Here is a 23,473-nt window from a genome sequence, read left to right on the forward strand (position 1 = left end):
AAATATCAACTGTTACGGTCAAACCCTGTCCAAACAGTTCAATATGGGCAACCATTAACAGAAGCCAATATTTTGTTATGGATAACAAGCGCTACACTGTAGTGGCACAATAGTGACGGGTCAATGCTCAGTATTTGCTTACTGTGCGTTGAATAAGCCATGATTTTATGTTAGAGGTCGGGTGTTAAGACAAATAATAACATCATTTGTTAATTAATAATAAAAGGTTTATCAAGTCATTAGCACTTAAATCGATTTTAGATCACTTTTAAAAGTTTTCAGCGAAAATGATGGTTAGTTATGATTGTTGTACTACAAAGCAGCTTATAAACTATACATAACAGTGGTGTGTGCTATATTTCAGCACCTTATAGCATTGAGCAAGATTAAAATGAATGGCATTTATTTTAACTGTCAGCAATTGCTCATTGGCGCAGTGCTAATGTAAATAAAACTGGCTATTGTGATAAGCGTTACTCACAAAAAGTATGTGCTATCAATCAAAACTCGGCTATAAAATATAATTGTAAAAAATGAATGCGACAAAATAGGATGTGAGTAATGGCAGGGTATATTTTGGCTTTGGATCAAGGGACGACATCGAGTCGAGCGATATTGTACGATGATCGTGCGCGTCCGATAAAAATGGCACAGCAGCCTACCACTTTACAAACCCCAAAAGCGGGCTTTGTCGAACAAGATGCACAACAAATTTGGCAAACGCAGATTAGCTGTGCCCATGATGTGATTAATCAAGCAGGGCTGCTTGCTACCGACGTCACCAGTATCGCGATCACCAATCAGCGTGAATCTATTGTCATGTGGGATAAGCAAACGGGTAAACCTTTAGCCCCTGCCATCATTTGGCAAGATCGCCGTACGGCGAACTACTGTAAAACACTCGCAGCTGAGAGTGCCAGTAGCATGATGAATGGCAGCCATGATGATGTGACAAGCGAAGTGCAACGCATTACAGGCCTACGTTTAGATCCTTATTTCAGCGCCAGCAAAATCGCTTGGTTACTAGAGCACAATCCGAAATTGAGCGTACGAGCCAGTAGAGGAGAAATAGCGGTTGGTACTATAGACAGTTGGCTCATATATAAGCTCACCGGTGGCGAGCATGTCATTGATGTGACCAATGCTTCCCGTACTTTATTATATGATATCCACAAGCTTGAGTGGTCAGAAGAGCTGTGCGCCCGTTTTGCGATACCCATGAATATTTTGCCTAAAGTCCTACCATCTGATGGTGACTTTGGTAAAACCAAAAAAGGGCTGTTTGCCAAACAAATTCCTATTCAAGCGGTATTGGGCGATCAGCAAGCGGCACTTTTTGGACAAGGGTGCCTCGATGCTGGCATGGCTAAAAACACTTATGGTACTGGGTGTTTTATGCTGATGAATATTGGTCAAAATCCCAAACTTAGCGAGCATAAATTACTAACGACAATCGCTTGGCAACGAAAATCCACACCGACTCGTCCAGACAATTTATCGTTCGATCAAATTGTACAGTCAGGCAAACGCATGTTGCAGCCACCCAGAAAAGAAGTCACTTATGCCTTGGAGGGTAGTGTGTTTATGGCAGGTGCTATTGTCCAATGGTTACGGGATAATCTGGGTATGATTCAACAAAGCAGTGAAGTCGAAGATTTAGCCCGCCAAGTTGATAGTAGTGAAGAGGTGGTGTTACTGCCTGCATTCACAGGACTAGGAGCACCCTATTGGCGCTCCGATATCAGCGCGAGTATTACTGGTATGAGCCGCGGCACGACTAAAGCCCATATTGCTCGTGCTGCGTTAGAGGCGGTTGCTTATCAAACTTATGATGTGCTCATTGCTATGCAAAAAGACAGTCCTCATCCATTAACTGAGCTAAGAGTAGATGGTGGCGCGGCTAACAATGACTTATTGATGCAGTTTCAAGCTGATTTACTCGATGTGCCTGTCCTGCGTCCGAGAGATACAGAAATTACTGCCAAAGGTGCAGCATTGCTCGCGGGGTTAAAAACAGGGTTATATGATGAAGGGACGATGCAATCATCATGGCAAGTCGATCGTATTTTTGAACCCCAGATGTCCAGTGATATCCGTGAACAACATCTTAATAAGTGGCAACGAGCCATCGATAGAGCATTGACATCCTTATAAGTATTCAACAGACACATTAAAATATTGTAACAACTCAATGAAAAATTACTTAAAACGCTTCACTGTCCTACAAAATCATTATAAAGATACAGGCTGTAACGCAAGGCAATCGCAATCTGGACACAATTTACACAACCTATCTATCTGTTGTTATCCATAAATTTCTATACTTTAGGCGACTCAAGTAACACATGATTCGAGTAAGACCGCTAATTTTTAGCACTTAATAAATCTAAAATATAACAAATTAATTTAAGGATAAAATTATGAGTAACTATGACGGTATTGATCGCAGTGAAGTAAAGCATATGTCAAAAGAAGCTAAGCAGGATCTGAATGCTGATATCATCACAGGTGAGCCAGGTTCGCATCCAGTAGGCACAGCTATTGGTGGTCTTGGCGGCGCAGCAGCGGGTGCAGCAATCGGTACAATGGCAGGACCACTTGGTACACTCATTGGTGGTGCGATTGGTGCTATCGTTGGTGGCGGTGCAGGACATGCAGCAGCAGAAGCGATTGATCCAACACGTGAAGAAGCTTACTGGCGTGCAGAATATGCAAATGTTGATTATTACAAAGAAGGTTATGACTTCGACCGTGATCTACATCCAGCTTATGCAGTAGGGTACGCCAACCGTGCTCGTTATCCTGCGGATGCACGTTTTGAAGACCATGAAGCTGAATTAGAGCGCTCATGGCATGAAGTAAAAGGTGAATCACGCATGGAGTGGGAAGAAGCACGCAAAGCATCGTATGACGCATGGAATCGTGTATCGTAATAAGCGAAACTAACAGCACATTTGATTTAAGTAAGTAGACAGTATATAAGCTTACTACCTTATCACTGGGCTTAGTCTGATTGTAGACTTGGGTCTGCTGATAGACTAAATACTTTCAATTTATGTTATTTTAAAGTCTTCAAAGATTTCTTTGGAGGCTTTTTTGCTGTATATTACTAAGTATGAATATATTAAACAGCCAATCATCTTTGGAAGCAATATTCTAGAATAAAAATAATAGGTAATCTATGAACAATAATGCGGAAGCTAGAAGCGCCAGACAGTTTTATATCGCCACTGCTAACTTGCTCAATTTTGCCAACCCTAACCGAATTTATTATGACAATGCGCCAGCTTACAGTAACTATGAATACGAGCACAAGCTAAGCGGCATCACCGATTTATTAGCAAAAGCTCATGCTGATATTATTGCGGTGCAAGAAGTCTGGGATAGTAATGCGCTTGAAGCGTTGGCGGTGTCGTTGGGATTTAACCCCGAGCATGTTGTTGTTCCGTTGGCAAGCAACGACCGTTCAAGCCTTATACCCATGGCAAAGGGGCACAAAACACTCCTGCTGTTGGTATTATTAGCCGTTTTGAGCAATTAGAAAGCCGCTTGCTTGAAGACATTGCACCAAAAGCGGTGATTGATATCCCTGATATTGGTCTTTACCAGCGCTTTAATCGTCCACCATTGGTAGTACGGGTCGATGCCTTTGGGCAACCGATAACGATTATTACGGCGCATCTAAAAAGTAAACGGGCATTTTTCTTGCGTGATGAAAGTGGCAATTTGTTAGAAGACATGGACGATCCAAATATTCGAGTTCGTGCCAAGCTCCGTAGCTTATGTATGCGTGCCGCAGAAGCAGCTTCTATTCGGATGTCTATTATAGAGCGCTTACGTCATACTCGTGAGCCATTGATTTTGTTAGGTGATATGAACGATGTCACTGGTAGCGTCACCACCCAATTGATGGCTGAGACTGGTGAAGTTAATTACGATAAAGGCATGCGCGATGTTGCATTATTCGATGCTGCGCGTATCCAAGCACGCTATGGTTGGATGAAAGATGTGGCATATACCCATATATATCAAGGTATGCCAGAAGTGATTGATCAATTATTTGTTTCAGAAGAGTTTCTTCCTGATAGCAAGTTTTCACTGGGTCAGGTTGAAAGAGTAGACTATTTCAATGACCATTTAAAGTGGGACTATGCAGATAGAGTCATCGATCATGGTATTATAAGAGCGAAAATTAAACTCAATGATTAAATTTTTTACATTACGTGGTTAACGCTATTAAATGGTTGACCTATACATTATTTTTTAACCCATTTATCTCCCTTGCTTGATAGTGTACAAGCGTTTATGATGCCTCTCCATTAGACATAGTAGCGCTAATATCAGTGCTACATTATTAGCTAATAGGATGTAATTCTTCAATTTAGGGCGAATACTATCTACTGAAGATTATATTTATAAAATAGGGTGTAACATTAAGAGACTTATGATGAGCGAAAATAAAGACGAAAAGATTGAAGATGTGTTGGTAGATTCGGAACTGGCAAAAAAACTGGTACCGAATAAGTTTAAGTTTACCAGCCAACAAGGCCGTGCGCGCCGTCAAAAACTTTTGGCTGGTGCCAAGAAGTTAAGTGAAACCCAACCTATCAATGACATTACTTTGGCGGCTGTATGTGAAGAAGCAGGCATTCCAAGAGCTTCTGCTTATCACTTTTTTCCTAACATCGAAGCGATATTTTTAGCATTGCGTTTTTTGAATGCTATCGAAATATTAGAAATAGTAGAAACAGTAGATATTGGTAATTATGACAGATGGCAGGGCTATTTGACGGCGCTTATTGATAATTGTGTGACGATATTCCATAACGACGAAACCAAAGCCAAGCTCATTTATGACACGAACACGCCTGATTTTGAAGGTGATAGTTTGGTGAAGATATCGATCATCAAATCGTCGATTTGGTTTATAAGCGTTTATCAGAGCGCTACGAGATGCCGAGTTTCCACGATATTCAAGACACGCTATTGATTGCTTATAGCATTATTAATGCGATATTCACATTGTCTTATCGTCGTCATCAAAGCATTACCAATGAATATATCCAAGAAGCAAACACTGCGTTTATCGCTTATTTGCGTTGCTATCTACCAGAAAAGCTACCGCGTAAGAATCGCTAGTTTTTTCGCTATTCAGATGATGTATAGACATTAGGGCATGGTTAACATGCTCTAATATCTGTTAAGTCAATACAAAAAAGCCGACATTATATGTCGCTTTTTGTATTTACTGCCTTGATGAGCAGTGGTAATAATGGAATTAACGGATAGGCGTTAATACTTGCCCACGGCAACTATCAGCACTCGTATCTAATGTCTCATATTGCTTATAATAGCTGACGATCAGCTCTTCTAAAGCGACGTTGGTCTGTGAATCATGGGTATTGACGTATGCTTCGCGGGCTTGTTCAAGCCAACGATCTGCCATGCGGAAATGGATGCCTGACTCCCGCCAGCCGCGCTCGCATTGGTTCGTAGCGGCCCAAATTAAAGCGACCTCGCTGAAGGCTATCTCTCGTGGTGCTGACTCGATACCACCACTATCTTTTAGCGCGCTTAAGGTTGCCCATAGATCGGGGCGCATGAGAGCAGAGTTTGATGGTATGTCTTGAATAAGGTTGAGATCTTGTTCCTTGCCATTTCTTAATGTGGTCAAAATCGTCTCTGCTGCCTGTGCGGCTTGCTGCCCAGCAGGTGAACGACTATTCATGCTGTCTTGATGGAGGGCATAGTTAAGCCAAGCCTGAGCTTTATAGGCAAAGTATTGTTGACGCGCGCTCATGTTTTTTTGTTGATACGCTTGTAACTCTGTCAACATACAATTCATAGCACGTTGGCGCGTACTTTGGTATTTTGGGTGGTGAGACTGAGTTTGAACCTCATTGGCACAGTGAGTAGCGTCACGGGTTACTGCCACTTCAGGAGTATGATGACTCGCCGATGCAACCGAGGTCATTGTCAGGAAAAAAACGGTTGATAATAAAGCCTTTATGGGTTGTTTATAATGGGCTGCTTTGTTGGCAGGATTAGGCATGATGCAAAACCTCATATTAAGCGGATCAGTATCAATATTGGTATTGGTACTTGCGGTTTTCGGCGCTGATCTCATCGCTTATTAAAATATATCTGTCATATAATATGATGAACAGCGCGTTAACGCCCGCATTGTCGTCAGATGATAACACGACAATGGGGATAAATTACAATGTAGAGTGAGTCGTCAAACGCTGGTTCTTACGTGGATCATCACGTTTGAATAGGTCTTCGTCAAACTTGAAACGTAATCTAAAGTAAGCGCCTTCCATAGTGCTATCGTCATAAGCGATGTCTTCATCCTCAAAGCCCATGAAGTTATAACCTAGTGACAACCAAAGATTGGTCATCGGGCTATAGCCTACTTCCGCACCCAGCATATAAGACATATCATCTGCTTGTTTGTTCCAATAAGTGCCTGCTTGCAAGCCCACATCCCAGCGCTCACTGATGTCATATAGACCACGAGCATAAAGCGCATGGGCTGTATTGTCGCTACTGATATTATCAGCATCAAACTGAGTATATTTACCCGCGTAACGACCTGACAACGTCAACGGACGCGTTGATGATAGTTACCACTCAATGACCAGATAACGGCATCTTTTTGATAGGCGTCATCGCCAGTACTGTTATCATCTAAGCGATACTCAAGCTTGGCTAACATGTCTAACTGATTGCTATCATAATCACGATAGGCAGCTCCTAGCTGGAAGCGATTAATCGTGCGATTGCCATCGTCATAATCGACGCGCGAGTAGATGTCTTTGGCCAACAGAGTCACATCATCAGTATAGCGATAAGCAATACCAGCGCTACCTAGCAATGTGTCACTGGTCTCACCCCAACGCTTCTCAAAACGCGCTGAGGCTTTGTAATCTTCTTTCGCAAGATACTCTACACCAATGCCAGCTGCCGTTGCGGTGTTTTCGGTATCGCCCTCTAATGATTCAACACGCTCAAATAAAGTATTGATGGTTAAACCCTGCTGGACATACCATTTGTTCTTAAGACCAATGGCCGCTTCCGCTTCGCGAGCACTGATAGCATCGCGCATGCGGTATTCGCTATAGACTTTGCCGTCTTTCATATAAGCGGCATCAAAACCGAAAACTGTACGCTGACGTTCATCAGTATCATCAAGGCCATAGCTACCAGATAGACTGTTGATCAAGTCATGACGGGCGTATAGGCGGCCTAAACCACCTAGCGGCGTCTCGCCTCCGATGGAGGTGGCATTACGATTACTGTTATCAATATCTTGCTCATATTCTGCAAATACTAAAGAGTCATTGAGCTTGGGTAACCGTGCCGTGATACGAGCGCGGGCGGTAGTACCTTCAATATCTTTTTCAGAATCACTGACATTATTCAGCGCCGATTGATTGATAATATCGTCATTAAAGATGGTGTTGTCAGTCACATCTACGACGTCTGTTACCGCTTGGATATTGCGTGAAGCCGCTGTCGCATCTTGCTTATAATAACGTAAGCCAATCTCGCCAACGATGTTGGTGCTCAAACGCTGTTCAATACTGGCTAAGACACCTTGGCGGTTAGCATCAGTGGTATGATCTTTAGTGCGCACGCCTTCTAGTTTTAGCGCGGTCTTCTTGTCATTAATTAAATGAGTGACTTCGACGCCCGATTCAGCGCGCCCAGCAGTCTGCGGCGAAGCACCAGTCACGAAACCTTCGTCAGTATCGTTATAATAAGCTTTGGCACGAGTGTTTTTCTTGTTATCAAAGTCAAGCTCGATACGCAAGGCATTACCTTCTGCGTCCTGACCGTCTAATTCTGTCGCATTGATTTGATTGCTTGGCTGAAAATTTGGATTCTCAGCTTTATTCATCGCGTATTCAGCGACCAGTTTTAGCTTATCGTTAAACTTGATAACGCTGTTGACGCTAGCCAGCTCTTCTTTGTTAAGAGGGTCATCACTGTTGACATAGCTACCACCGATGGCGACTTTATCAGTCAACTGCTGCTTGGCAGCAATGCCACCGACCAAGTATTTTTCGCCGCCTTCGTCTACTTCTACAGTGACTCGTAGATAAATAGGGTTGCCATCGATGTCTTGGCTAGCGATAGGGGCTTTTAAAAATAAGCTGCGGCTGATAGGGTCAATTTCATAATCGGCAAAGCGGGTAAGGGTCTCACGGCTAATGATCAAGCTGGATTGTTGGCGTCACGAGTGATCACTTCGACAGTTTCTGAGTTTTCTAATACGGCATCAAAGTTTTCAGCCAATGGATAAGGGCCTGAGATACCAAGACCACGAGTCTCATTGACGCGCTGGCTGGTACTCGTCTCCGCGACAAAGGCGGTAATGCGAGTATTGCTATCTTCATACTGGCTTTTAGGCCAGTCAACGTACGGTTATATTGACCTAATTTAATACCTTCATCGTTATCGATTTGAGTTTTTAAGTCGCCATACATAGCAAATGAGCGGCCCTTGTCCAAGCGCACATAGAGTTTGCTGGTAGATTGCGCATCAAAGCCCTTGGCTGATGAATCACCATAGACAGGATAGTATTCGCCAGGCTCGATATCACGGAACAGACGCTCGCCTTTTTTATCGCTATCATAAGCCAAAGTGAGCAAATAATCGCCACGTACTTTGCCTTTAAGGAACATCGCGGCGCGACCAGAAGCGGTATAGTCATCGTTACCAGCGAAATCATTGAGCTCTTGCTCAAAAGCGCCTTGGGCGTCAGTAATGCTGCTGCCATCAAAGTCTTTAAGTGAGATCGCGCCTTCGACGATGCCGACGGCAATGAGAGGACGTAATTGCGCGGTAAACTGTAACGGGATAATCTGTTTACTGCTACCAGTGTCGATGACCAACTCACCTTTACCCGGTACACTTGGTGCAGTCACGGGTATGAGTAGCTCGCCACCTGAGACAATAACTTGCGTACCAGCTTGATCTTTACTGCTGTCATTAAGATTGATACGGCCGATATTGGTATCGATAGTGATAGGTGTTGAGGCAATATAAGGACGGCCATCACGGTCTTTTAGACTAATAACGACTTGATAATCGCTAACGCCATCTGCTGGTACTAGCTGCGCTTGAGTGCGATAGTCAATGGCTTGTAAATTGTCTGGCGTTGATACTTTAATGGTTTGCTCAGAGATAATTTTGCCATTCACGTCAGTAGCGACACCGCGCAAGATATTGTTGCCGCGTTTTAAGTCGACGGCATAGTAATCAAAGGCAGTCACATTCTGTTTTTCCTGCTCAGCAGTTTTGCCGATTTGTTGTTCTGATACTGCTTTTCCATTGGCATATAGTGTAAATATTGAACCCAGTGGCGCTTGTACCTGTACCATTTGTTTATAAGTGCTGAGCTGTTGACCTTCGTTTAAATTGATAAAAGCCACGTCATTGTTAGCCACTTCTTTGAGATATTCTTCCAGCTCTTTTTCTACTGGCGGTGCTACCGTAGTTACGGTCATATCAACACGATTGGCGGCTGGATTGATCATCTCATTGACGATAGCAGAGTCACAGTTGCTGCCCAGATCTAAGTCACCATTGATGTTGCAGCCACTGGCGTCTACATTATCATCGTAGTCACGATTGTAATCAGGGTCTAGGGTTAGCTCGGTTTTTACTGCTTGCTCAAGGCTATCATTCTTAGCGCTCACTGATTTGCTACGAGCGACAAGCTCCGTATTCAAACGCTCAGTGCTATCGCCCATACCGACCACGATACCGAAATCGGCACGATGTAATTCGCCATATTTCAAGTCAACGAAACGGCTGCCAGCATCGCCCGCATTGCGATTACTTTGGGTGACCATCTCGGTTGAGTGAGGGATGGTGGTGCGGTCAACTTTTAAGACGTGAGTTTTGGCACTGACACCATAAAAGTTATATTTACCTTCAGGATCAGTCACGACAAAGTTACCGTTTTCCATGTAGATACGCACGCCTGCAACGCCAAGTTCGCCATCTTCTTTTTGTTGAATGCCGTCACGGTTTATATCGTGGTAGACCTTACCGATGATGATGCCATCAGTATTCATGACGCCGCGCTCTACTTCAATCTTCCACTGTGCTTCTCTTGAAACTAAGCTTTTACCTTGTTCATTGCTAGCAACGGCAGTCGCGCGGTTGATGCCGTCACCGCCTAATGATGAGGCACCGATTAAGACACGGTAAGTAATTTTTTTACTTTCGCCATTTGCCATATTACCTAAACTTAGCACCTGATATTTACCATCAGCTTTAAACTCAGTGGTTTGCGCTTGGTCGATACTGATATCAGCAGTTTGGTTGATACGTACACTACCATCTACATAAGCAAAACCACGGGGTAGGGCATCTTTTAGTTGCACATCATAAGCGGTAGAGTTGCCACTATTGGTGATATTGATGGTGTAGCTAACATAATCACCAAATTCAGCGCTTTTAACATCGCCTTCTTTGGTGACGACTAAGCTTGGGCTATCATCGACGATATTGATTTGTGTATCTAAGTCATCGATACGTACGGTGAAGTCACCTTCGCTTGGTAGCTGCTCAGCGCCAGTGCCGACAGAAGGCGCGATACAGGCGTCTAGACTTGCAGTCAACGTATCATTTGCTAGAGTCTGAATAAATTTGTCATTGACAGCGTTGGCATTGTTTTGTGTTGGTGCTGATAGCTGATATTTACCAGTACTATTGCCCGTCTCAATCGCTTTCAATGCGTATTTGTCACCCGTCAACAAAGAGGTAATCGTGACCCATACTTGATCTGGCTTATCTAGCTGAACGTTACACTGCGCATAGCTGGCATCGATATAGACGTTTTCCTCGATTTGCGAGGTGGTTTTGTTTGCGTCAAACTTAGGCGTTGTAAATTTGATTTCAGGCTCAACGATGATCAGTCTATCAGTCACGTTGACACTCGATACTGATGGGTCTTCTAAAACGACAGCGCCAATTTTAATATCTGCAGTATCGCCACTTTTGCCGTTAGCATCTGATAAAGCTTGCACGATAAACTGGATACTTTCACTGTGTCCAAGTTTGATTTGTGCGCTTAAATTATCGAAAACAACTTCAGTATCACCACTATCAACGACGCCGTTTTTATTTAAATCTTGATAGACTTTTAAGTTTGTGAGCGTTGGCGATACAGCCAATGTTAGCTCAACAGTCTGGTTGCTATAGCTGGTATTGCTTAGGACGTTTACCCAGTTGACCAAGGCGTTAGGCATAACGGTGAGTAACGGCTGTTGAGTGAGTTTAATACCGTATTCAGGAAGGTCTGAGGCTTTGACTTGTACTTGGTTTGAGGTGCTAGATATTGTGACGTCAGTCTGGTTATTGACGTTATAATTAGCATTTGCAGTATTGTTAATGATTTGCAGATTAGGGTTTGCTGCATCAGCTGCAATCGCGATATTTGATTGCATAAGCAACATTGCCAATGACAGCGCAGAGATCTTTGCTGAACACAATGCAGTACGATTAGACGGTGTCATGGTAGATAGAGTCATATGTCGCTTATCCAATAAAATATCAGTGAGGGTAAGGGTAGAGATTCTCTAGCTTGAATAATGAAAAGTAATTAATTCAAGCTAGAGGGCATCTATAAGTATTTGACTCTTATAGAAATTGACACGAGATATATCATGTAAATATTGAGGTTATTTAGCCGCACCAGTTTCAAGAACTTTAGTTGAGAAATAAACTGTTCCTGTTTCTGAAGGCTTTAGACTACTAAATGTACCAGTGAGCGTTGGTGATGCATAATTGCCATTAGCAACAGCTGAGCCATTATCTGTTACAGACGAAAAGCTAGTGGTGTTGTACGCGACTTTTTTGGTGTCAAAGATATCGGTCACAACAACAGTATTTAGCGTTTTGTTGGTCTCAGTAAAAGTATTTTTAGCAGTGATTTTGTAGTAGATACATTGTCCAGGCTTACCACTAAGCTCAGTGCTTACATAGGTAAGTGAATTTGCCGTAACGCCTGTACAAGCAGCAATAACTTGAGACTTAAGTAGGTTTAGGCCTCTTAATGTCGTAGTAGAGGTAGTGTTTTTATTAGAAGGGGCTGCTGTTCCGTCTACAATGGTTTGTGGTAATACAGTGATAGTCATCACTTCAGAAGTATCAATGTTAGTAGTCGCGCCATTAACATTACTACTTACACCGTTACTGCTAACTTCTACACTAATGATAACTTCTGCATTAGGTGCTAGCCCAACAATCACTGCCTTGTTCAGATCATATTGATTTCCGTTAGATACTGTAGGATCTAATAAAATATCATCGTCTACGTTGTATACGCCGTCTTTGGTGCCGCTCTTGCCACCATCTACGAATACTCGAACGATATCGACGGCAGCAATAGGGGTGGTTGGGTTAACTGAAAATAGTACTTCACCAAGGCATCTGCTTCTATAACATCAGTACCTTCGTTTTTGATGGTGTATTGATATATATTGCCAGTACTAACTAATGCTACTTCTTTTTTAAGATCATCAGAAATGGTGATATTACGTACTTGGTTACGGGTAGAAACAGTAGCGTCAGTGTTATCATCCTTACCATCTTTATCTACAGGTAACTTTGTATCTTCGTAATTATTTTCAGTACCTTTGTCATCTGATCTATCTACTAAGTCAGCATTAGTTATCCCAGTATCGTTAAGAGTGTCGTCATTTACTTGAGCGTAATTGACTAAATCTGCACCACTAGCTGTTGTAACACTAGAATCTTTGATAGCACGGAAAGTAATTGTGATCGTCTCACCTTGCTTCAAGTTTTGACCGATAACATTAACTATCTTGTTGTTATTGCTGCCGGTGAAAGTAGGCGTAACAGCAGTAGAGGCAGTACCAGAAGTAGAGCCAGTGACAACGGAAGTAGGTGCAGTTGTAGTAAGGACTATCAATCCAGTAGGTAACGCGTCTACGATATTAAAGGCTTTGGCATCAGCATTACCTTCGTTTTTGACAATAATGGTATAGTCGATATAAGCGCTTGTATTGGCAGTATCGAAGATATTATTGTCGAGATTAGTATTTGCAGACTTAGTAATGGCGTAGATAGGTGTCTTGGTAATGGCGTTGTCAGTATTTATAGCCGTATAAGTCGCTTCAGTACCAGTACCTGGATTCTTAGTTTTCAAATAAGCACTAGATGCAGTAACTGTTAGGATGCCATCATCACCAACTTTACGTTTGCTGTTAGAAGTTGCAACTATGTTGATAGTAGCAATTTCATTAGGCGCTAAAGTGATTTTACCGCCATTAGCAATTGTCTTAGAGGTAGCGTTTAAATTTGTAGTATAGGTTATAACGTAACCGCTATAATCAAAATCGTCTTGTCCTGTACCAGCCCCGTTAGTCACGTTAGCGATATCAATGGTGTATTCATCAGTGACATTACCTTTGTTCTGTAGCGTATGATTGAACTTTACATTTTGGTTAGCTTGTGGATTGATAATCTTATCTGTGTTATCAGTTAATAGTTCAAATGAACTTAGCTCATTTACTTTAACAGTAACGGTATTCGATGTGGCACTCTGTTTATCAGCCGTATTAGTACCAACAAAATAAGTAGCTGTTGCTTGGTTGGTAACATCAACTGTAATATCACTGCCAGTACCAGTCGGTGTAGCAGCGTTAGTAGCAGTAGTCACGCCCATAGCAGCTATAATTCCAACGGTTAATACTGAGTAATTAAATAAATTTGGTTTCATACGGTCATTCTCCTAAAAGGGTGATTATTCTACGATTGTATTAAGTGCCACGGCGGCAGACTTCTGTGCTGGTAATAACTTGATATTCCAGCGCAGGGTACGGTATTCAGAAAACGGAATTTTGACCATTTTGCCATCGACTTTACGCATCAGTGGCATATCAGCATAGTTCTTGCCATCGATACTGGCTTGAGCACTGGTAGGATTAGCTTCACCAGTGAAAGCCATATTGGCAGGGATAGGCAATACGACCGCCAGATCTTGGATATCTTTGTTAATAATATTGCTGTATGTTGCCTTGTACTGAATGACCGTACCCGCTGGAGCATTACGAACTGGTAGATAAGAGATCTTACCTTCAGCGTTTTTGGTGACTTGATTGGCTGTTAGATCCATTTTTAAGGCATCATTGGCGTGAGCAGCACTTAGTGCTATTACCGACGCTAAGCTTGCCAATATGGCACTGCGTAAAAAATTAAAACCTTTCATATTCGTATTCCTTGCTTAAACCATTATTATCAAGTCAATCTTGACTTCGTCCCATGCAATCTAAAAACTGCAATCAACTATGAATAAGAGATGCTGATAAAGTTAGAATTGTTCCTTAATATGATTGTCACGCAAACAATACAAATATTCACTACAAAAACGACAAATGGTATTTTGGAGTACACAAACGGTAAAAGCCCTATCTATAGAGATAGGGCTTTTGTCAGTAAAAAATATTCTTTAGAGTTGATAATATAGCAAGGGGGAATAGTTACTAAGGATTCACAGTAGTGCTGTATTTGGTGTTGAAGCGAATAGCTCGACGACGATCGGAGCTAGTAATTCCTAGCGGGAAGCCATTAGTTAGCACTTGACCATTATTACCAATCGATACTGAGCTATTAGAAAAAGAAGGCACACCGCTGTTTTCTCCAATAGGTGTAGGCGTGGCTAAAGTAGACGTTACAAGAGCACCATTTTCTCCTTTTTTCTGTAAGGGGTCTCTAATAATGATATCTGTCAAAGGCATATTACCACGGTTAACAGCTTCAATCCTATAAGCGATACACTGGCCTGGTATGATGTTAGATATTGGGTTTGTACTATAAAAAGTACTGGCGCTACCCGTATAATTAACACTAATGGTCGTCAGGTCAGTCAAGCTGCAATCATGGACATATTGGCTCTTGAACAGTACTAGAGCTGCATTATCTTGAATAACATCACCGAAGTTGTTATCAGGATAATTAAATGTATTATTTTTAATGTTTATTTGTCGCACATTGCTCGTAGTGTCCACAGAGTATGTGTAATTATTAGGTTCATTCTGAGTAGCACAGAGCCTCGTATTGCTTCCAAGCTGTGCAGGTGTCAGAGTGAAACTATAGGTTCCATCAGGATTGATGTTCATAGTTTGAGATGTAAACGTGCCCGTATCACCTGCGCATTTATTTAGGGTGATAGTATGACCTGTAGTAAAAGGAATGCCAGATTCAGTTGGTGAATCGTATTTACCGTTGAAGTAAAGATTGTTATTTAGATATTTATCGGATACATCGTCTTTAGTGGGGTTTGTGATTTTACCATTGTCGTTAAACACAATGCCTGAGAATACGTAATTAGGCCTGCCGTTCGTGATTGTGCAAGTCCAGTTATCTCCGTAAGTCATTTTTATGTTCTTTGGGTCTAAAATGGTTACGACTTCATTATTACCTGAATTTTTACATACATATGAAGCAGCATAGTCTGCTAAGTTAGTCGTTCCGGCTATCGCTTCTGTTAATGTGTAGGTTTTAGTAGGGTTAACTTTAAAAGTCCCTGTAGTGCCAGTACCAGTAGTGACAGTATTGCCTGAACCCTGTGTAGTGGTCGAAGTAATGCCATTAGTGACGACTGAGCTGTCTGCATTATCTTTTATTTGGACAGTGAACTGATCCGTATTTGCTTTACGAGGCCCTGAAAGTTCTTTTTTATAAGTCAATCGTGGCTGTGGTTTATAGCAGTAGCCATCAAATCTAATATCAATTAGTTGATCGCCAGGGTCATTGAGTTGTATACCATCCCCATTATCATCGCTTTGATCATAATAATTTAAGTTTACATTGTTGCCATATGTGATATCTACTTTGACAATAGGCTGATTAAATGCAACTGAAACTTTGCAGTTGTCATCTAAACCGCCACAACTAACACTATTGGTCGTGTTAGTTTGGCGATAAGGCGCTGAGCTAGATATGCCTGAACCTTTAGACTGAATGATAGGAGTAATAGGTGTTGTTGGATTAGCACTGGTAAAGCCTGTTATTATAACTTGATCAAAAAACTCGAAGTAATCAGTACGTGAGGTACCTGAAGAAGTATATCCAGCATAATTAGTGTCTATATCAAATACACTTAAGCCCAATTTATTGAGAGCTTGAGGCTGATTTGTAAATTTATTTTTGAAGGTATATGAAACGGTTCTAGTTGTTGTTTTATTAGCAAAATCTTGATAGAAACGGAATACCTGAGCTGCTTCAGTAGTGACTGGAATATTCGTTGATTGGTATATGTTTACTCCTCCAGCACTTAGGATTCCGTTAGTGGTAAGGACATTGGATGCAATCAGGTAGCTCTCATTGCTGATACCAGCTATATTTTGATCGATTTTAGGGTTGGGTGGTGAAGTGACTGGTGAAGTGACTGGTGCCAAACTAGTATAATCTGCAATGTCAAAATTATCAGATATGAACCCTGCATCACAAGTTACTGCAGCTAAGGCCGAATTATTGATTAGAAGCATAGCAATCGTGGCTATCAATGCCAGCACCCGATATATATGCTCACTGAATAGTTGTGAAATTATTGAATTTAGAACGTATGGCATTTTATGCATATGGTTATTCCTATAAGAAGCTAAAACTTGCTATAAGCGTTTAACTAGTTCTCAATTATTTCACTAACTAAACTAATGTATATATTACGTAACTTAACATATTAAGCAATAATTTCGTAAAAGTCCTACGAAGTGGATGAATGGCAGATATTTCATGACCAGCTACAGTATCTAGCTATAGATGTTGGCTCGTTAGCAAACAATCCTTATATTTCTTTGAAACATTTCTAAAAAAACTAATGATTATTTATTTCAAAAATACTTGTCATATCACCATTTCTTTACAGCTATAAACAACTGCAGCATAAGAGCCTATAATAAAGAGTTATTATCATTTGATAATTGACTATAAAAGTTGGGTTAGCATTTTATTATCTAACCACTTTTAAATACTCAGTTCATATGCGATAGATAGTAGCGCTGTTTTTATTTTGGCTATGTGAGGCTGCTCCAGATTATGAGTCGGTCAAATACTGCTGCATAACCGCACCCTACTATAAATCTCACTTCTTAAAATTAACAAGGAAGTCATTGAGAAAATTATTCCCGCACGACAATATTGAAGTAACACTTTGATTTAATAATATCCTGTCTTCGGGCAGGACTGACTGATAAAAAAGGAAAATAGTGATGAATTATTATAAGGATGCTGATAGCACCGAAACCCAAGAGTGGCTGGAAGCGTTTGAATCTGTTATCAAACATGCAGACAAAGATCGTGCTCAGTTTCTGCTAAAAGCTTTATACAATATGGCAGTTCAAGAAGATCTGCCGTTCAATCGTCTTGATACCGCTTATATCAATACCATCGCCGTTGAAGATGAACCGATGTACCCTGGCGACCTAACCATTGAGCGCAAAATTCGTGCTTTGATTCGCTATAACGCATTGGCCATGGTCATGCGCGCGAATAAAAATGATGACGATTTGGGTGGTCACTTAGCGACGTTCGCTTCTAGTGCCACGCTATACGAGACAGGTTTTAACCATTTTTTCCGTGCTGCCAGCGATCATTTCGGTGGTGACATGATTTATTATCAAGGTCACTCCGCACCCGGTATTTATGCGCGTTCTTATTTAGAAGGTCGATTGACCGAAGATCAGCTGGATAATTTCCGTCGTGAAGTCGGCGGCAAAGGCTTATCAAGCTATCCGCATCCGTACCTCATGCCAGATTATTGGCAGTTCCCAACCGTATCGATGGGACTTGGTCCGATCATGTCGATTTATCATGCCCATGTACATCGCTATATGGAAAACCGCGGTCTGCTAGAGAAAGAAGGTCGTAAGATTTGGACGTTCTTGGGTGATGGTGAAACGGATGAGCCAGAAAGCTTAGGGGCTATTTCTCTCGCTGGTCGTGAAAAGCTAGATAACCTAATCTGGGTCGTCAACTGTAATTTACAGCGTCTTGATGGTCCAGTCCGTGGTAACGGTAAAATTATCCAAGAGCTAGAGTCTGTGTTCCGCGGGGCTGGCTGGCGAGTGATTAAAGTTATCTGGGGTGGTAAATGGGACAGCTTACTTGCCAATGATAAAACGGGCGTGCTCAAACATCGTATGGAAGAAGTGGTCGATGGTGAGTATCAGCTATACGAAGCCCGTACAGCTGAGTTCACTCGTAAAGAGTTCTTTGGTAAATATCCTGAGTTAGAAGAGATGGCTGATGCGCTATCTGATGAGGATATCTCGCGATTGAATCGTGGTGGTCATGATCCAATGAAAGTTTATGCTGCATTCAGTGAAGCGATGAAAACCAAAGGTCAGCCAACCGTTATTTTAGTCAAAACCGTTAAAGGCTATGGTTTATCAGCTCAAACACAAGCGGTTAATAAATCACATCAGATTAAGAAACTCGATCAAGAAGCGTTGATGTATTTCCGTGATCGCTTTGATTTACCATTTACTGACGAGCAGCTAGAGACGCTACCATTCTATCGCCCTGAAGAAGGGTCGGCAGAGATGAAGTATCTTAAAGGTCGCCGCGAAGCGCTAGGTGGTCATTTGCCAAATCGCCGCAGTGGGCATATCCCATTGAATATTCCTGAACTGTCAATGTTTGATCGGGTATTAAAAGGCAGCAATGGTAAAGAGCAATCAACGACCATGGTATTTGTGCGCTTATTGTCAGCCATGCTAAAAAACAAAGACATCCAAGACCGTGTCGTGCCAATCGTACCTGATGAAGCACGTACTTTCGGTCTAGAAGGTATGTTCCGTCAGTTGGGTATCTACTCTGCGGTTGGTCAAAAATATACACCAGAAGACAGTGAAGCATTGATGGGCTATAAAGAAGCCATCGACGGTCACATGCTAGAAGAAGGTATCAACGAAGCGGGCGCAATGAGTACGTGGATTGCGTTGGCAACCAGTTATTCTGTGAACGCGCTACCGATGATTCCGATGTATATCTATTACTCGATGTTTGGTTTCCAACGTGTGGGTGATTTGGCTTGGGCGGCAGGCGATTGTCAAGCACAAGGTTTCTTACTGGGTGCAACAGCTGGTCGTACCACCTTGAACGGCGAAGGCTTGCAGCATCAAGATGGTCATTCACAGATTCTATTTAACGTTGTGCCTAACTGTGTGACTTATGATCCTTGCTTCGGTTACGAGCTAGCGGTTGTGATGCATGATGGTCTACGCCGTATGTATGGCGAAGGCGAGCGCGTTTATTATTACTTAACGCTAATGAACGAAAATTACGAGCAACCTGAGATGCCAGAAGGCGCGGAAGAGGGTATCAAGCGTGGTATGTACTTGCTCGAAGACAATGGTTCAACACAAGTTCAGCTATTGGGTTCTGGCGTTATTTTACGTGAAGTACAAAAAGCGGCGCAGATTCTAAAAGATGAGTTCAATATCACCTCCAACGTTTGGAGCGTGACCAGCTTTAACGAGTTGACTCGTGACGGTATGGTCTGTGATGACTACAATCGCTTGCATCCAATGGATGAAGAGCGGGTGCCATGGGTCACTGAGCAGTTAGCGCCGCATGAAGGTATCGTCGTCGCTGCGACGGATTATATGCGCAATTATTCGGAGCAAATCCGTGCTTGGTTGCCAGACAATCGTCCTTATACGACTTTAGGCACAGATGGCTACGGTCGTTCTGATACCCGTGAAAATTTGCGTAGTTTCTTCAACGTTGATGCCGCACATATCGTGGTTGCGACGCTCAAACGCCTAGCGGATGAGGGTGAAGTCGAGATGCGTTTGGTGAAAGATGCTATTTCAAGCTTAGGCATCGATGTGGATCAGCACCTGCATGGCAACAACAGCCTTATTATGATCATTCTCCTGATGCACCAGCACCTGGTAATGTCAATCCCAATCCTGTCCCTGAATTTGTCGCTGAAGATGATGATGAAATCAGCAATGAGGGTCGAGCTGAAGATCAAGCGGATGCGACTTTACTTAATAACGGTGATGTCAAAGAATAATAATCATAAGACTAGGAGATAAATCATGGATATTAAAGCCCCCGATTTGGGTGTTGATAGCGCCGAAGTCAGCGAAATTATGGTAGAAGTGGGTGATGTCATCGCAAAAGATGACAACATCATTCTATTAGAATCTGACAAAGCCTCGGTTGAAGTACCAAGTTCCGCTGCTGGGAAAGTCACCAAAATCAGCGTTGCTGTTGGTGATCAAGTCAGCGAAGGTATGGTACTGATTGAGCTTGAGAGTGCAGAAGACAGTGCGGAAAGTGATGACGATAGCGCTGCTGATGACAAGCAACAAGCAAGTGATACAGAAGCAGATGCTAAGCCAGAAACAAAGGCTGAGCCTGCTGCAACTGAGTCAAAGTCTAGTGTAAAACCTGCGTCTAACGCTGGTAAGGCAACGACCTATGCACTGCCTGATCTAGGTGTTGATGAAGCGCAAGTTTCTGAGATTATGGTCAGTGTTGGTGACATCGTGACTGCGGATCAATCAATCCTATTGATTGAATCTGATAAAGCATCGGTAGAAGTGCCCGCACCAGTTGCGGGCAAGATTGAAAAAATCTTAGTTCAGACTGGTGATATGGTTGCCAATGGTCAAGACTTTATCGTTATCATAAGTAGTGGTGCAGATGCTGCTGCTGCTGAAAGTGAGTCTACATCAGATAGCGCTGAGCCAAAGCATTCAGCACCAGCCAAAGCAGAAGAGAAAGCTGCTGCTAAAACAACGGGTGAGCCAAAACAGGCAGAAAAATCGTCAGCGCCTAATGCGGTCGCTAGTAAGCAAGCTGATAAATTGACTGAAGCACAGGTCAATGAAAAGTTGGTTGACGTATATGCAGGTCCAGCCGTACGTAAGCTGCGCGTCAGTTAGGTGTCGATATCACCCAAGTGAATGGTTCGGCGCTAAATGATCGTATTCTAAAAGAAGACTTGTTTGCGCATGTTAAAGAAAGCTTAAGCACTCAAAAAGCGGCACCTGCCAGTGGCAATGTAGCCAGCGCTAGCCTGCCAAGCTTACCTGACATGAGCAACGTTGAGATTTGGGGTGAAACAGCAACCCAAGACCTTAGCCGTCTACAAAAAGTCTCGATACCGCAGCTCAACTACAATACCTTGTTGCCACAAGTGACCCAGTTTGATTTGTCTGATATCACTGAGACAGAAAAACTGCGCGGCGAGTTAAAAGTTAGCATGAAAGCAGAAGGTATCGGCTTCACGATTTTAGCGTTCGTGGTCAAAGCGACGGCCTATGCCTTAACACAGCATCCACGTTTTAACAGTCATTTAAGCGACGATAATACGCAAGTTATCTTGCGTAAAAGTGTCAATATGGGCATCGCGGTGGCAACGGATGATGGTCTCATCGTACCTGTTATCAAGAATGTGCAGGATAAAGGCTTGAAGCAAATCGCCATTGAAATTGGTGAGCTTGCGGTAAAAGCGCGTGACAAAAAACTCACTACTAAAGATTTGCAAGGCGCAAGCTTTACCATATCAAGCCAAGGTAACTTGGGTGGCACTGCCTTTACGCCATTAGTAAATTGGCCTCAAGTGGGTATTTTAGGTGTGTCTGAGGCAAGCATGCAGCCACGTTGGGATGCTAAGAAGCAAAGCTTTGAGCCGCGTCTCATGTTGCCATTGTCACTGTCTTACGATCACCGTGTGATTAATGGCGCAGATGCTGCCGTATTTACCCGCTATATCGCAACATTGCTGGCTGATCCGCGCCGTATTTTGCTGTAAGAATCGTTTGTACTAAAAGGATCTGAAAAAAGAAGACTGTCTTAGGATGGTCTTTTTTTATGATTAAAATTTGACACTAATGGTCGCCAGATTTTTAGCAGTTAATGACTTTAGCACAATCGTTTTTATCTATAATCTTTTTATCTATAATCTTTTTATCTATAATCATTGCCGCTTAAACTTCAAGCACAAAAAAGCCGGCGATTAAGCCAGCTTTTTTTATTCACATTGCTTTATGTTATATTAGAACGTCTTAACAAAAGCAATGCCATATACCAAGGGCTGATGTCAACTTCACCAAGTTCAATGGTCTCACCATTAGCTTTTACGCTGGCGTCTGTTTTGATGTCCATATAGCGAGCATCAATACGGAAGTATTCAGTTGGGGCAAAAGGTATGTCAAGACCGATGTGACCAGCAACGCCGACGCTATCATCAAGTTCTAATTTTTCGAAAGCATCGCTATAGATTTTTTCTTTAAAGAAAGTTGTATAGTTCACACCAACACCAACAAATGGTTTCACATTCATAGGCATGTTGTAGCCATCGAAGTGATACTGTACCGATAGAGTCGGTGGTAAATGCTGAGTTTTAGCATCGATAGTAGCATCGCCAGCAGTTAAGGTAATGTCATGATGGAATGGTGTAGCCGCTAGTAATTCAATACCAATGTTATTGGCAACGAAATATTCGCCGCTAATGGTTGGTTGGACATCACTGTCTACGTCTACAGAATAAGCACCATCTGCCAGAGTACCGTTATCGCTCTTTGGGTCAACCATGTGAGCACCAGCAGCGACAGACCAAGTACCAGCTGGTACAGCAAATGCTGTGGTCATAGTAAGTGCAGCAGCAGTGGCTAAAACTAGGGATTGTAGTTTCATCATTTGATTCCTTAACGTGATAGAAGATTATCGGTGGCTATCTAACGAGGGATGACATTAGGTACCGATACACAATGTTATGATTGTTGACTAACCTGTAACATTACAACGCCATTATAATACAAAACCATATTTACTGTAAGGTTTTAAACGCATATTAATGGCTTTTATGGCATAAATTTACCGTAAAAGGTATATTTGTCGAGGTAATTAAAAATTACTTAGGACAGTTAGCATTTTTGAAGCAAGACTTAGATTCCTTCATGCTGATGTTATACAGAGGTATGGCGTTAGAATTTGGTCGATAGTCAATGATGCTAAACTCTCCTTGATATTTTTAGAATATTAAAATGTCAAAAGCTTAGAGTCGGTAATGATAGTCTCATTACTTTTCGAATGAATAACGAGAGTGGGAAAAGAGGGGTAATATATTATGCTTGGCTATTGTAGTAATTCTCCTCTACGCTGCACAAACGCACGTTCTGTAACGATATTGGATCGGATGGACTCTTGCTGTCCTGAATGCAACTTATTTTTGCTGCCTGCGCAAGATATCAGTCAGCAATTACGCGCTGATGAACGATTCTTACGCTTCGCTATCATCGCCATTGTGCTGGTACTAATTTTGTTTGCCTACATGTATTATTAAAATTTAGTATGAATCATCGATCATGATTCATACTAAATAAGCCAGTCCTATCACTAGTAATGCTTTAAGAGCACTACATCGCTAAGTAGTGATGAGTATGAAATACTGATGGTGACCGAGCAT

At 42.2% G+C, this 23,473-nt stretch carries 13 protein-coding genes and 3 pseudogenes; 7 read left to right on the forward strand and 9 right to left on the reverse strand.

Features of this window, described 5'->3' with window-relative positions:
* Positions 1 to 561: 561 nt before the first annotated feature.
* The 5 genes and pseudogenes from glpK to TT12_RS03050 all read left to right on the forward strand — a co-directional run bounded on the left by glpK (position 562) and on the right by TT12_RS03050 (position 5,139).
* A complete protein-coding gene (glpK, locus tag TT12_RS03035) occupies positions 562 to 2,154 on the forward strand; it encodes a glycerol kinase GlpK (protein WP_045452117.1) in 1,593 nt (530 codons plus the stop codon).
* 266 nt (positions 2,155 to 2,420) lie between these two features.
* Complete coding sequence (locus tag TT12_RS03040) at positions 2,421 to 2,933, forward strand: hypothetical protein (RefSeq protein WP_045446919.1); 513 nt, start codon at positions 2,421 to 2,423, stop codon at positions 2,931 to 2,933.
* Between the two features lie 248 nt (positions 2,934 to 3,181).
* Entirely contained in the window at positions 3,182 to 3,541 is a 360-nt protein-coding gene (locus TT12_RS16355) for an exonuclease/endonuclease/phosphatase family protein (RefSeq protein ID WP_243443308.1), read from the forward strand.
* 8 nt (positions 3,542 to 3,549) lie between these two features.
* Positions 3,550 to 4,209, forward strand: coding sequence for an endonuclease/exonuclease/phosphatase family protein (locus TT12_RS16360; RefSeq protein ID WP_243443309.1), 660 nt, complete (start codon positions 3,550 to 3,552; stop codon positions 4,207 to 4,209).
* Between the two features lie 238 nt (positions 4,210 to 4,447).
* Positions 4,448 to 5,139: pseudogene (locus tag TT12_RS03050) on the forward strand (TetR/AcrR family transcriptional regulator).
* Positions 5,140 to 5,278: 139 nt separating this feature from the next.
* On the opposite strand, the gene TT12_RS03055 reads toward TT12_RS03050, so the two are convergent.
* The 8 genes from TT12_RS03055 to TT12_RS15240 form a co-directional block, all read right to left on the reverse strand.
* Positions 5,279 to 6,052, reverse strand: a complete 774-nt coding sequence (locus tag TT12_RS03055; protein WP_045452277.1) for a hypothetical protein — start codon at positions 6,050 to 6,052, stop codon at positions 5,279 to 5,281.
* Between the two features lie 166 nt (positions 6,053 to 6,218).
* Entirely contained in the window at positions 6,219 to 6,608 is a 390-nt protein-coding gene (locus tag TT12_RS16365; protein WP_243443310.1) for an outer membrane protein, read from the reverse strand.
* Positions 6,605 to 8,224 (reverse strand): hypothetical protein, encoded by a 1,620-nt coding sequence (locus TT12_RS16370; RefSeq protein ID WP_243443311.1) that lies wholly within the window; start codon positions 8,222 to 8,224, stop codon positions 6,605 to 6,607. The genes TT12_RS16365 and TT12_RS16370 overlap by 4 nt, the downstream gene beginning before the upstream one ends.
* A 49-nt stretch (positions 8,225 to 8,273) precedes the next feature.
* The gene (locus tag TT12_RS16375; protein ID WP_243443312.1) at positions 8,274 to 11,549 is read right to left on the reverse strand and encodes an SdrD B-like domain-containing protein; all 3,276 of its coding nucleotides are present in this window, start codon (positions 11,547 to 11,549) and stop codon (positions 8,274 to 8,276) included.
* Positions 11,550 to 11,699: 150 nt separating this feature from the next.
* Positions 11,700 to 12,269, reverse strand: coding sequence for a hypothetical protein (locus TT12_RS03065; protein WP_045452120.1), 570 nt, complete (start codon positions 12,267 to 12,269; stop codon positions 11,700 to 11,702).
* A gap of 104 nt (positions 12,270 to 12,373) precedes the next feature.
* Positions 12,374 to 13,762, reverse strand: a complete 1,389-nt coding sequence (locus TT12_RS03070; protein ID WP_045452123.1) for a DUF11 domain-containing protein — start codon at positions 13,760 to 13,762, stop codon at positions 12,374 to 12,376.
* 24 nt (positions 13,763 to 13,786) lie between these two features.
* Positions 13,787 to 14,251 carry a hypothetical protein gene (locus TT12_RS03075; RefSeq protein ID WP_045452125.1) on the reverse strand — a complete coding sequence of 155 codons (465 nt, stop codon included), beginning with the start codon at positions 14,249 to 14,251 and terminating at the stop codon, positions 13,787 to 13,789.
* A 274-nt stretch (positions 14,252 to 14,525) separates the two neighbouring features.
* Positions 14,526 to 16,625, reverse strand: a complete 2,100-nt coding sequence (locus TT12_RS15240) for a hypothetical protein (protein WP_201605657.1) — start codon at positions 16,623 to 16,625, stop codon at positions 14,526 to 14,528.
* Positions 16,626 to 17,255: 630 nt separating this feature from the next.
* Between TT12_RS15240 and aceE the strand changes: the two are divergent.
* Positions 17,256 to 20,068: pseudogene (gene aceE / locus TT12_RS03085) on the forward strand (pyruvate dehydrogenase (acetyl-transferring), homodimeric type).
* Between the two features lie 25 nt (positions 20,069 to 20,093).
* Positions 20,094 to 21,817: pseudogene (locus TT12_RS03090) on the forward strand (2-oxo acid dehydrogenase subunit E2).
* 233 nt (positions 21,818 to 22,050) lie between these two features.
* Here the strand turns inward: TT12_RS03090 and TT12_RS03095 are convergent.
* On the reverse strand, positions 22,051 to 22,704 hold the full coding sequence (locus TT12_RS03095; RefSeq protein ID WP_207803983.1) for an OmpW/AlkL family protein: 654 nt from the start codon (positions 22,702 to 22,704) through the stop codon (positions 22,051 to 22,053).
* Positions 22,705 to 23,473 lie beyond the last annotated feature (769 nt).

The organism is Psychrobacter sp. JCM 18903, assembly GCF_000586475.1.
GTDB lineage: Bacteria > Pseudomonadota > Gammaproteobacteria > Pseudomonadales > Moraxellaceae > Psychrobacter.

Excerpts from the sequence above, each read along its gene's own strand:
- glpK (WP_045452117.1), top strand. The coding sequence starts at position 562 with ATGGCAGGGTATATTTTGGCTTTGGATCAAGGGACGACATCGAGTCGA.
- TT12_RS03040 (WP_045446919.1), top strand. The coding sequence starts at position 2,421 with ATGAGTAACTATGACGGTATTGATCGCAGTGAAGTAAAGCATATGTCA.
- TT12_RS16355 (WP_243443308.1), top strand. The coding sequence starts at position 3,182 with ATGAACAATAATGCGGAAGCTAGAAGCGCCAGACAGTTTTATATCGCC.
- TT12_RS03055 (WP_045452277.1), bottom strand. The coding sequence starts at position 6,052 with ATGCCTAATCCTGCCAACAAAGCAGCCCATTATAAACAACCCATAAAG.
- TT12_RS16375 (WP_243443312.1), bottom strand. The coding sequence starts at position 11,549 with ATGACTCTATCTACCATGACACCGTCTAATCGTACTGCATTGTGTTCA.
- TT12_RS03070 (WP_045452123.1), bottom strand. The coding sequence starts at position 13,762 with ATGAAACCAAATTTATTTAATTACTCAGTATTAACCGTTGGAATTATA.
- TT12_RS03075 (WP_045452125.1), bottom strand. The coding sequence starts at position 14,251 with ATGAAAGGTTTTAATTTTTTACGCAGTGCCATATTGGCAAGCTTAGCG.
- TT12_RS15240 (WP_201605657.1), bottom strand. The coding sequence starts at position 16,625 with ATGCATAAAATGCCATACGTTCTAAATTCAATAATTTCACAACTATTC.
- TT12_RS03095 (WP_207803983.1), bottom strand. The coding sequence starts at position 22,704 with ATGATGAAACTACAATCCCTAGTTTTAGCCACTGCTGCTGCACTTACT.